This window comes from Methanosarcina sp. UBA289 (assembly GCA_002496565.1).
In the GTDB taxonomy this organism is placed as follows: domain Archaea; phylum Halobacteriota; class Methanosarcinia; order Methanosarcinales; family Methanosarcinaceae; genus Methanosarcina.
Map to the genome: position 1 here is coordinate 62,965 of DAKJ01000024.1, position 11,672 is coordinate 74,636.

General features: G+C 41.5%; 8 protein-coding genes. 5 read left to right on the forward strand and 3 right to left on the reverse strand.

Translation table 11 applies throughout. The features are described 5' to 3' along the window. Positions 1-10: 10 nt before the first annotated feature. The 3 genes from gyrB to BP549_RS13285 all read right to left on the reverse strand — a co-directional run bounded on the left by gyrB (position 11) and on the right by BP549_RS13285 (position 5,923). On the reverse strand, positions 11-1,915 hold the full coding sequence (gene gyrB / locus BP549_RS13275) for a DNA topoisomerase (ATP-hydrolyzing) subunit B (RefSeq protein WP_292373009.1): 1,905 nt from the start codon (positions 1,913-1,915) through the stop codon (positions 11-13). A gap of 1,031 nt (positions 1,916-2,946) precedes the next feature. Next, positions 2,947-4,056, reverse strand: a complete 1,110-nt coding sequence (locus tag BP549_RS13280; RefSeq protein WP_292381369.1) for a DNA topoisomerase IV subunit A — start codon at positions 4,054-4,056, stop codon at positions 2,947-2,949. Between the two features lies 1 nt (position 4,057). Further along, positions 4,058-5,923 carry a DNA topoisomerase VI subunit B gene (locus BP549_RS13285; protein WP_292381371.1) on the reverse strand — a complete coding sequence of 622 codons (1,866 nt, stop codon included), beginning with the start codon at positions 5,921-5,923 and terminating at the stop codon, positions 4,058-4,060. A 378-nt stretch (positions 5,924-6,301) separates the two neighbouring features. On the opposite strand from BP549_RS13285, the gene BP549_RS15900 reads away from it, so the two are divergent. The 5 genes from BP549_RS15900 to BP549_RS13305 all read left to right on the forward strand — a co-directional run bounded on the left by BP549_RS15900 (position 6,302) and on the right by BP549_RS13305 (position 11,374). Further along, positions 6,302-6,391, forward strand: coding sequence for a pentapeptide repeat-containing protein (locus BP549_RS15900; RefSeq protein ID WP_394339084.1), 90 nt, complete (start codon positions 6,302-6,304; stop codon positions 6,389-6,391). Positions 6,392-7,675: 1,284 nt separating this feature from the next. Next, entirely contained in the window at positions 7,676-8,302 is a 627-nt protein-coding gene (locus BP549_RS13290) for a magnesium transporter (RefSeq protein ID WP_292381374.1), read from the forward strand. Beyond that, positions 8,299-8,877 carry a magnesium transporter gene (locus BP549_RS13295; RefSeq protein ID WP_292372995.1) on the forward strand — a complete coding sequence of 193 codons (579 nt, stop codon included), beginning with the start codon at positions 8,299-8,301 and terminating at the stop codon, positions 8,875-8,877. The genes BP549_RS13290 and BP549_RS13295 overlap by 4 nt, the downstream gene beginning before the upstream one ends. 203 nt (positions 8,878-9,080) lie before the next feature. Continuing rightward, positions 9,081-10,280, forward strand: coding sequence for a potassium channel family protein (locus BP549_RS13300; RefSeq protein WP_292381375.1), 1,200 nt, complete (start codon positions 9,081-9,083; stop codon positions 10,278-10,280). A gap of 215 nt (positions 10,281-10,495) precedes the next feature. Then, a complete protein-coding gene (locus tag BP549_RS13305) occupies positions 10,496-11,374 on the forward strand; it encodes a DUF362 domain-containing protein (protein WP_292381378.1) in 879 nt (292 codons plus the stop codon). The last annotated feature ends 298 nt before the right edge of the window (positions 11,375-11,672 follow it).

Sequence of the window (11,672 nt, forward strand, 5' to 3'; positions counted from 1 at the left end):
TTTAGCCACCTCATATATCCAGGTTTACTACCTCTTTTGCATGCATTTGTATGAAGTTCCGGCGTGGCTCAACCTCATCTCCCATGAGAATTCTGAAGATCTCATCAGCCCGAATCGCATCTTCCAGGGTCACTTGTAAAAGGGTCCGGCTCTCAGGATTCATCGTGGTTCCCCATAGCTGTTCGGGGTTCATTTCTCCAAGACCTTTATAGCGCTGGATAGCGAGCCCTTTTTCCCCGAGTTCTTTCTTCTTTTCTTCGAGTTCCCTGTCAGAATGTATGTAGTACTCAGCTTTGCCTTTCTTTATGCGGTAGAGAGGAGGCTGGGCAATGTATACGTATCCCTCGTCAATTAGAGGCCTCATATAGCGGAAGAACAGCGTGAGAAGAAGAGTCCTGATGTGTTCTCCATCCACATCGGCATCAGTCATGATAATGACCTTATGGTAGCGGGCACTTTCCAAGGTGAAGTCCTCGCTGACTCCTGTTCCAATGGCAGTGATCAGGGAAATAATCTCCTCGTTTTTCAGGATCTTTGCAAGTCTGGATTTTTCCACGTTCAGAATCTTGCCTCTGAGAGGTAAAATAGCCTGGAAACTCCGGTCTCTACCCTGTTTTGCCGAACCGCCTGCTGAATTACCCTCCACAATGTAAATCTCGCAGGCTGCAGGATTCTTTTCCGAGCAGTCCGCAAGTTTTCCGGGAAGAGTGCTTACTTCGAGGGCATTCTTTCTCCGGGTAAGTTCTCTTGCTTTTTTTGCAGCCTCCCTGGCTTTCTGGGCAAGGAGAGCTTTTTCGAGAATAATGTTTGCAACCTTGGGGTTTTCCTCAAAGTATTCTGCAAGTCCGTCAGTTACAAGTGAATCCACAATTCCTTTGACATCACTGTTTCCAAGCCTTGTTTTAGTCTGCCCCTCAAACTGGGGCTCCATGAGTTTGACACTGATGATTGCAGTCAGCCCTTCTCTTACATCGTCGCCTGTGAGCTTTGCGTCCTCTTTGGAAAGCTTGTTAGCTTTAATGTAGTCGTTTGCAACCCTTGTAAGTGCAGTCTTGAAACCGATGATGTGGGTTCCGCCTTCGTGGGTATTGATATTGTTTGCGAAAGAGTACACGTTTTCTGTATAGCTATTAGTGTACTGCATCGCAATTTCCACTACCATATCGTCTCTTTGCCGCTCAAAATAAATTGGATCGGGGTGGAGGGGCTGCTTTTTATTATTCAGGTACTTGACGAACTCTACAATTCCCCCTTCATAGGTGAAAGTTTCAGCCTGACCTTCTGGAGTTCTTAAATCCCTGAGGCTGATGGTAAGGCCCTTATTCAGGAAAGCTAGTTCTCTTAATCGGTTTGAGAGGGTTTCATAATCAAAATCCAGGGTCTCAAAAATTTTTGCGTCCGGCTTAAAAGTAGTTTTAGTGCCAGTAACATCCGAGGTTCCAATTTCCTGGACGTCAGCTTCAGGCTTTCCACGGGTGTAGCGTTGGAAATACTTCTTACCGTCTCTTGCTACTTCTACTTCCAGCCATTCCGAAAGTGCATTTACGACAGAAACCCCTACCCCATGCAGGCCCCCTGAGACCTTATAAGTGTTCTTGTCAAACTTCCCTCCTGCATGCAAAATAGTCATTACAACTTCAAGAGCTGATTTCTTGTGAATTGGATGGGGATCGATAGGAATACCTCTCCCGTTGTCCAGGACTGTCACACTTCCGTCTGGATTGATTGTGACACTTATCCTGGTACAGAAGCCTGCAAGGGCTTCATCAATACTGTTGTCTACTACCTCATAGACTAGGTGATGTAGCCCGCGGCTATCCGTGCTTCCTATATACATGCTAGGGCGTTTCCGGACAGCTTCCAGGCCTTCCAGCACCTGGATGTGCGAAGCATCGTAAACCTGTTTATCACTCATCTTGGTTTATTCTCCATAAAAATCTAGTAAAGTTATCTGAATCCTATAACATCCTTATCTTTTTTTAAAATTCGCGGGAAAACTTTTATCAAAATAGGTTTTAGAATTCGTGTCTGTTTTGTAAGCCTTCAATTTTTTATTAAAAGATTTTTATATTTTATTTTCATCTTTTCTTCCACGAACCAGATTCAATATGCGCTCATAGATTTTAAGCCTTTAGATTCCCTAAAAATTGCACAAGATTTTTCAGTATCAATCCTCTCAGAACAGGACTTTTTAGCATAATTTTGCGCCCAAATATGAGCTTTTCATACTAATTTTTTAATACATCTGTAGTTTAAATTAATATTTGCTGTTTCTCTCGTAAAAATTCGTATCTCATAAGGTATCCAAGAAAGAGTCGCGGCATTTAGCCGGTTTATCATCAGATTTTTGTATATACAGTTCCAGGTATTTTTCCAACTCGAAAATCAAGTCCAGAATAAAATAACTAATTCGAAATGTTTCCTGGTTATCATGGTATACTGCCTGGAGATCCTGCTGTATCATCCCCGATCGGATTTGCTCACATTTTACTTTAAAGTCGAATCTTTGTATATTAATTTATAACGTTTCTATATAAATTTAACCAGCAATCATTGGGCAGCAACAGTTGCACCGTCTAATCATGCTTTTACGCCGTTTTCGATCAATCCATTTCTCAAAAGGCGTAACGAAAACCTTTTGACCACGCTTATTGGGACTTTGGTCAAGCAGGGATAAAGGTCCCCCCTACCGAGATATGACTTGTGCAAATCAATCCGTGAGCGAATTAAAATAACTATTATTGTCCGTAGTTCGGCCCTCTTGAGCGAAGCGTAGCGTAGCGAAAAGGGCTTTGTGATGTTACGATTACACCTTAACAGCCAAAAAATAGGAGTTTTCTGTGATCCCAATGTGAAATCCGGGCCGTCCTCCCGAGACGGAACTCGGGTGGCGGAACTCGGGTGACGGGACTCGGGTGATGGAACTCGGGTGACGGAACTCTGCCATTACAGCATACCCAGTTCTTTCAGTCGGTTTGGAAGATAAACCTCGGTTACGAAATCAAGGCCTTTGCCTGCAAAAGCCTGCTGTTCGGCCTTTTTCCCTATGTCAAGCTGGAGCTTGATTTGTTCTTTCCAATAGTCTGATTCGAAACGTGGGTCGGAAAGTTCGCTACGCAGTGCGTTTATATCCTGTTCTGTAAGCTTGTCGGTAGAGAGTTCGTATTCGACTATGTCCGAAGGCTGGAGGCCAAGGAATTTGGCTCCAGGAGTTGCCATGAATTCGGACAGATGGGCACTTTTTATAGCCCCATAGGCAACCGATGCATAGATTCTGTAGGACCATGGGTCGCCGTCCGTAAAAACAGCTACAGGAATACCTAATTCCTCGTTCATGCGCTTAATAATCCGGCGGGTTGACCTTGCAGGCTGGCCTTTAAGGTGGACAAGGATTGCGTTATAAGCTTCATCAAACCCATTTTCCATCAAACGTGCATACATACCGCCGGTTTCTATGGCAATGATCATGCTTGCATCATGGGCTTTGAATTCAATATTTTCAACATTGAAGGGGATCTGATATCCTCCTTCCCCCACATCCTTCTGACAGTGGATAATCCGATCTCCACGCTTTGTCTGCTCTGTAATTTCAATAGGCCCGAACATCGTAGCTCCGTCTTCTTCAGGGCGCATGTGGAAATATTCTCTCTGAAGATTAGTTAAGAGTTCAAGGTCTTCTATCAGGCGATCGCTCTCAGCCTGCTCTTTAAATTTTGCAGCTTCCCAGCCTTCTGATATATAGTAAAGTTCTCGAAGCGTTGAACCACGATTATGGGCCAGATGCTCGTTTATAAGGAATTCGGTTGCGTAAGTAGTTTTCAGGAGCTGAAATGCTCCTTTTACGGTTTTTGCGCTCCTTTCGCTTTCCCGGTCTCCATAGACCCAAACATCGCTTTCATCAGAGTATTCTATATTTGCCTTTGTCCGGCTTGGAAGGCTAACGCTTGGGACAACTTCATTTTCGAACTGGCTGTAAATCCTTTCTATAATCTCAAACAGCTTTTCCTTTGTCAGGATATCTCCTGGAGTTATTTTACTATCAGTTTCGTTGGCCATTTTACGCCCCCTTAAAAGCTTTTGCTCCGGTTACAAGCTCTTCTTCAAGCCCTTCCACAACAAGGTCCGGAAACTTCCCAAGTTCGCTGTCGGTTACATACTCTATCCTATAACTGAGCACCTTTGAAGACCCAACTGCTGCGGAGATATCCCATATATAATCATAATCATTGCCCAGAGTCACAATCTTTGGTTCGGGTTTTGCCCCACTGATTTTCCAGGGAAGCATTTCATGAACTCGGAAAGCATAGGAAGAGGTTCCAAAATTCTTAACCTTTATTGCAATGTCCGCAGTTCCGTCCTCGTTCTTTTTCACTTTCCTGTGTACAAGCAGGTTTCCCATAATCCTCGCAACAACAGGATTGATGTCAGGAACATCTTTTTCCAGGATATTCGCAACCTTTACAGCCATTTTAGGAAGTACTTTTGTAATGATGATTTCTTTTTCCCGACGCTTCTTAAGGTTGCTCTGCTTGCTCAGGTAGTGCTTGAGTTTTCGTGCAACATCTTTGATCGCGAGGTCAATCTCCTCCTTGATTACAGGAATGTCAGCAATAGCATCTTTTGATTCTGAAGTAAAAGGTACGTTAATAGAAGCAACGTGGATAAGAAGAATAACAGGGCCTACAGGAATTCCCCCTCCTGGCTGGTTTAAGCCATACTGTTTCCATTTGACGTCTTCTACGGCATGTGTGGTCACACAGCCTCCCTGCTGGTAAAGCAAAGGCACCCGGTTAGCAAAACGCATTATGCTGACTTTTTCTTCTTTCGGAAGGTTTCCCCCATAGGCAAGCCCCACTTCCACTACAAAAGGATTTCCGGAATATACTGCGGGTTTTCGAGTACTTGTAGCAATAAAATCCACATTTGTTTCTTTTTCAAGTCCCCTGTAAATCAGCTCTTCTCCTATAGGAGAAAGACAGTCCGTAGGAGGAGCCATGATCTTTACCTTATCAAAAGCTTCTATTAGCTTTCTTGCTTCATGTCGACCAAGGGTTTTTGGGTCTATCTCGGGATCAAGCCCTGAAGCTTTGCAGATTTCCTCGGCAGTTAACAGGCCTATTTTGCAAAAAGAGTAACGAAGGAACGGAGCAAGTTTCTGGCGCTCAGTGTAATGAAGCATCTTCATAAGAGTGCCAAGTTCTATACCCTCTGGATGAGGTAGGATTTCTTCAGCTGGCTTAGGCATTTTATCCGTGGCTCTTTCAAAGACCTCCTCATTGCCGTCAGGTTCTATAAGGGTAATTCTTGCGTGGGGATTTACAATTGCCGTAGCCTTGAGGTATTCATAAATGGATTGCCTTCTTCCTTTTACGTAGGAAGCTTTCATTTCCAGCTCGATCTGAGTCCCATGTGGGCGGAACCAGTCTCTTATCTCGTCTTTCAGGATGTCAGGCTCATTCGTACTGGTATTGATCATAAGCTCGTAATAATGGGCAGGTTGACCAGGACCGGTTTTGGAAAGAATTTTAGTCTGCCTTCCCGCAGTCATCTGGGAATAGAGTACAGCTGCGGAAATTCCTATTCCCTGCTGTCCTCGGCTTTGCTTGAGGGCATGGAATCTGGAACCATAGAGAAGCTTTGCGAAAACTTTGGGAATCTGCTCTTTTATAATTCCGGGCCCGTTATCTTCTATAATAACAGTTACATAATCCTGTCCGGTTCTTTCGATCTGGACAAGAATATCAGGCAGAATGCCTGCTTCTTCGCAGGCGTCCAGGGCATTGTCAACAGCTTCTTTTACGGTTGTTATAAGGCTTCGGGGTGCCGAATCAAAACCCAGGATCTGCCTGTTTTTTTCAAAAAATTCTGCAACACTTATTGACTTTTGATTTTTGGCAAGTTCTTCTGCAATGGTGAATTCCATGAAAATTTACCTCAGGTTGAAAAATCAATGTAACTTTATATTGCTTTAAATATTCTTTTACAAATATCCAAAGCAGGAGTTTCTGCCTTACATGCAATGCAATACTTAACGTTCTACTGCTTTAGTTTTTTACTATTTAACATTTTACTGTTTCAATGTTTTACTAGTTTTAGTGTCTTATTAGTCTCAATGTTTTACTAATTTCAAGAAGGATTACTGGCCAATAATGAAAATTCTAACAGCTCATGTTAGAAAGAATCCATATATAAGGATCAGAAAGTTAAAGAACAAAGTGAAGTATTAGAGGATATTCAGGCAATCCTTACTGTAATTGGAAAACACAATCAACTAGTTTTAGAAGAATCTAGAACACTGAATCTGAAAAATACTTTCCTACGCAAAGCTGACCTTGAAAAAGCACACCTCGAAGGAGCTGATCTTACAAATTCTATTCTTACCAATTCGTGAATTCATCCAGACATCAATTAGTGAAAACTCGAAAAAAAATTAAAAGACCTTGGGTAAGATCTCTGAATTATCGATTTTCATACCGTTTCTGGTATGTCAGTATGGCTAAGATAATTCCAATCAAGTGTTTAAAAATCGATAGTGTTAAAGCGATGTCGCTTAGCGTAATGTTTTGTATGCCAAAGAGAATGTTTATTAATATCATGTTCTCTGTTCAGATTTAATTTACTCTAAGAATCATCCAAAACAGATCCTTTTATCTTTGGCGGCTTTGCACTTTAAAGTGTAAGCTGAATATGAAATTATGCATTCCAATAAATTTACCGATATCGGAAATCTTAATCAAAGTATACTTTAGGTGCAAAGCCACTTTTTGCCAAAACTATATAAGGTATTGGCGATAAGTATTTGTAGTACTGTAGTATATTGTAGTATACCGTAGTATACAACTACAATTCAAAGTTCTGCTTTGTCGATAAGAGACCCTGTAGGCATCTTGGCAGAGTTTAGCAAGGTCTCTGGTAAATATTTTACTTAAGTTACTTTTTGGATTTTTGTTACATCACATTATAAATATCCTGACCATATTTAACTTTTATTGTAAAAATAAAGAAGTCATCCCCAACTGTTTTTAAAATATACATATGTATAATGGAAATTATTGCCATAATCCATAAAAATTTAATATTTAAGGAATATTTCACGCAAAATATATATTAAATGCTGTGATTTTCCAAAGTACAAGGATAAAAATCAAGACTTATAACTATATATTGTGGCGACAGGTTGGGTCATTAAAAAACTTAGTAGCCTATGTACATAAAAATGTGCCTATTTGATGAGTCAAAGTTGAACCTTAAATTCGTCTATTTTTGACGTTTACCTCACTGATACTTTAAAAGCTTGTATAGCAAGACAATATGTTTTATACTGAATTTATATACTCACATATTATTGTCACAAAAAGCCGATGTCTTTTAACTATATTCTTTATTTGACATGATTACTTCTCGTTATATTTCGCAAATTATAATTGTTATGCTTCCTTAGATATCCATGATTATCATTGTGATTTTTATTACCATGGATTCCTGTATTAGGTAACGGCTGCAAGTTATTTATCTTTTATCCGGGAATCGAAAAACTGGTTGAAATCGCTGATTTTCCCCACTCTTTATCTTATTTTAGTATAATTCAGGACTCTCAGGAGTAAGAATTCTTAGACAGCTTCTACTTTCTAAGGTTAGCGATTATTTTAATATTATCAGTGTATAATACAAGCGCATGCCCCCAGAGTCTCACAGGGATGAAGATCTTTTCGAGTCCCAGTATATTGATAAATACCTGAGCGAGTACGCAAGTGTTTCGTCAATAGTACGTGAGGCGTTGCCTTTTGAACTTATTGCTACTGTTGGAGGGGTAGTTGCAGGGATTATACTTTCGGGTATGACAAATGAACTTGGAATGATCCCGGGATTGCTTGTGATTTATCCCGGCGTACTGGGGCTTCGGGGAAATATTTCATCTACCCTCGGCTCACGGCTTGGCAGTGCAATTCACCTCGGACTGATTACAGACCTTGACAGGCATAATCCCGAACTTATGAATAACATCTCCGGTTCCCTGATTCTGAGTGTAATTACCGCTTTTATTCTCGGAATCCTCGGGCATTATGTAACTCTGGCTCTGGGCTTTGAAAGTGCTGGGATCTTTGAACTTACACTTATCTGCGTGATTTCAGCCTTTACGTCCGGAGTAATTCTCTCATTTGTTGCAGCTTTGCTGGCTGTAGGAATGTTCAGATTTGGTTTTGATCCTGATAATGTTGTCACGCCTTCGATTGCAACTATCGGTGATATTGTATCTATGCTCATGCTTTTCCTCTCGGCAAAACTGGTGGTGATGCTTTGAGGAAAACAGGGCATCAGACTCCTTACTACACAATCAGTGGTATCATTCAGCGCGGGCTACCGGTACTTATAATCACATGTGTTATGGGAATTCTTGTAGGGCAGCTTCTGAACTCAAAAGAAGAAAGTCTTATATCTATGCCAGCGATACTGATTCTTATCCCTTCTCTTATCAAAATCGGAGGGGATACCGGTAGCATGCTTGGAGCCAGGCTTTCGTCAGCTTTCCATATGGGGCTTGGAGATAATCTCCGGAGTAACCCAGTCGTACATAACAGCGTTATTGCGGCTTCAATCGTAGGGTTTGTTTCGTCAATTTCGGTCAGTATACTGGTTTTCCTGGCAAGCAGTTTCTTGGGATTCGGGATGCCTTTTCTCACTCTTCTGGAAATTAGTGTCATTGCCGTTATCATAGAGCTTTTTGTTGTATATTCTGCAACAGTTGCCATTGCCTTTGTTTCCCACAGGCTCGGGATGGATCCAGATGATACGGTAATCCCTTTCATAGCAAGCCTTGGAGACCTCGTTGGGGTTACAGGAATTTTCATAGCTCTGTACCTGTTGGAGATTCTATAACTCCTATTTTACAACCCATATTTTATAATTTATAAAAGATCATTTATATGTTATAAATAACATTTAATCAAAAATTAGTTCTATATTATTCAATTTATAATATTCCAGCTAGGCTGTTAAAACTTGAATAATTCAAAAATTAATAATTACTATGAAGTATATACTCATACACACCAGCATAAGGTAGAGTTGATCTAGAGACCATGTTCCCTAAAGAATTCAGATACAGTCCAAAGAACCTCAAGGATCTTTTGACTGAGATGAAGGACACTTCCGAACTCATGGTAGACCTTGCATATTCTGCAATGATCTATGACGATGAGGATGTTGCAGAAGAGGTACTCAATCTTGAAGACAAGATGGATACTCTCGATTACCACATTAAGATGGCCGCGATGTTAAGCACACGCAGGGTTGACGAGGCTGAAGGCCTCCTCGGAGTTTTACAGGTTGCTGCGTGTTCGGAAAACATCGCTAACGCCGCAGGCGACATTGCCAAAATAGTTCTTATGAATATGGGAATCCCGATGGAGCTTAAAGTCGCTCTCAGGGAAGCGGAAGAGACCATAGTCAGGGCAACAGTCGCCGCAGAATCTTCAATGGCAGGACGCACGCTTGGTGACCTCGAACTTGATATCGAGACTGGTATGTGGATTATTGCTATCCGGAGAAATGAGGACTGGATTTATGATCCTGACAGGGAAACTCGCCTCCGGCAGGGAGATGTTTTGATCGCCAGAGGGCATGATGAGGGAGTCACACCGTTTTTCGAGATGGTAACGACAAGGAAATTCATACCAAGGGAAATCGAGCACAATAAGCTTTTAAAAGACCTTGAACATGCTGTGGATATCATCGTTGATATGAAGAACATGTCCGAACTTTCTGTAGGGCTTGCATATTCTGCTATCCTTTTTGACAACGAGGATATTGCGTATGAGGTTAGTGCCCTAGAGTCAGAAATGGATTCGATGAAATATGAACTTCAGCACTGGGTGCTTGAAACAGCAAAGCACGTTGAGGATGTGAATATGCTCAGGGGGATCCTACACCTTGCAAGTGCCTCTGAAGCTATCTCCGATGCTGCCTATGGTATTGCAGATACCGTGCTCAGGGATATTGAACTTCACCCCATTATCACCCTCGCAGTCAGGAATTCCGAAGAGGTTATAACCAGACTCCAGGTTGAGAAATGCTCCCCTATAGTCGGAAAAACTTTCTTTGAATTGAAGCTTGAAACTGAAACCGGGCTGCACGTAATGGCAATCAAAAGGGCTGATCGTTGGGTTTATGCTCCGAAAGGCAATACAGTTGTTCAGGCAGGAGATATGCTTATTGCACGTGGCTCAAGGATCGGAGAAGGGGCGCTTATAGAGATGTGTGAGTGTAAGTTGAACCAGTAATCCCTTTATGTACAATTTCCTAAAGAAACTTATTCTAAGGGGCTGGTATAAACTTATTTATGGGAAGTATAATTTGGAATGAATATTCCAAATAATTTTATACCTTTTATAATTCTTCAATTTTATAGTTTTTCATTTTATTACTTTTTTTGAAACTCACGAGCTTCCTGACTTTTATATATTTATCTACATACTATTATGTGGGAGTTTTGAGTATGGCAGTTATTGGGCTTTCAAGAAACAAAGACACTCTGGAATCCGTAAGATTGGCAGTAGAGCTTGCAGGAGGGCTTGGGATCAAAGAAGGATCTACTGTACTGATCCGGCCGAATGCAAATACTGCAGATCTGCCTCCTGGCTCGACAAATCCTGAGATCCTGAAGGGGGCTATACAGGAAGCAAGAAGATGCAATCCGGAAAGAATTATCGTTGCTGAGAAGTCGATGACCACGCTGGATACTGAAATGGTGCTCAGGAAGCTTGGACTCTGGCAGGCTGCTGAAGCCGAAGGAGTGGATGAAATTCTTATCTTTGACCATATGAAACGCTCTCATATGAAACCCGATGGCGCTTCCTCCTGGCCTGAAGGATTTTATGTTCCAGAATTTCTGTCTTCGGTAGACTACGTAATCGCGCTTCCTGTAATTAAGACTCATTGGACTGCAACCTTTACCATGGGTTTAAAATCGCAGATCAGCATAACTGCAGACCGGGATAGAAGACAGCTTCCTCACGGCCAGCACAAGGATGTGCTTTTCGGAGATATGATTGCCGAGTCAAATCTTGTTTACAGACCTGATTTTTATATCTCGGACGCTACGAAATGCTTTGTGACCGGAGGTCCTGACATTGGAACCTTGAGAGAGCCTGGCATTGTACTGGCAAGCTCGGATGTGGTCGCAAACGATGCTGTAGGCCTTGCTCTACTGAAAACTCTTGGCACGGTTCCGAAAATCCAGGAACATTCGGTTTGGGCTCAGCCTCAGATCAAAAGAGCGGTAGAACTCGGATTGGGGATACGCGACAAGGAAGAGATAACTGTAAAAAGCTTAGGGATAGACGAAATTGGAGAAATTCTCGCCAATCTTGCTTGAAGGCACTTTGGAAAGCTTTTAAAGGCAGAAAAATGTGAATAACATATCTCAGGAAGCCTGATTTTCTGGCTTTCTAATTTAAAAACTTTCATTTCTTCAATTTGAAAAACCTTATGTAGATGTTTTCAAAATAAGAAAATTCTCGGATAGAAAATCCTCATAAATGGATTTTTCAGTAAAAAGTCCTAATATATAAAGTTAACAGGGCCTGGCAATTTACAGCTATCTTACGGAAACTTGGAGAAACTTGATTTCATTGGATTTTCTAATATCTCTTTTATATTCCCTTTTTATATTC

Coding starts and splice junctions, on each gene's coding strand:
- BP549_RS13280 (WP_292381369.1), bottom strand. CDS start 4,056: ATGGCCAACGAAACTGATAGTAAAATAACTCCAGGAGATATCCTGACA.
- BP549_RS13300 (WP_292381375.1), top strand. CDS start 9,081: ATGTTCCCTAAAGAATTCAGATACAGTCCAAAGAACCTCAAGGATCTT.
- BP549_RS13290 (WP_292381374.1), top strand. CDS start 7,676: ATGCCCCCAGAGTCTCACAGGGATGAAGATCTTTTCGAGTCCCAGTAT.
- gyrB (WP_292373009.1), bottom strand. CDS start 1,915: ATGAGTGATAAACAGGTTTACGATGCTTCGCACATCCAGGTGCTGGAA.
- BP549_RS13305 (WP_292381378.1), top strand. CDS start 10,496: ATGGCAGTTATTGGGCTTTCAAGAAACAAAGACACTCTGGAATCCGTA.
- BP549_RS13285 (WP_292381371.1), bottom strand. CDS start 5,923: ATGGAATTCACCATTGCAGAAGAACTTGCCAAAAATCAAAAGTCAATA.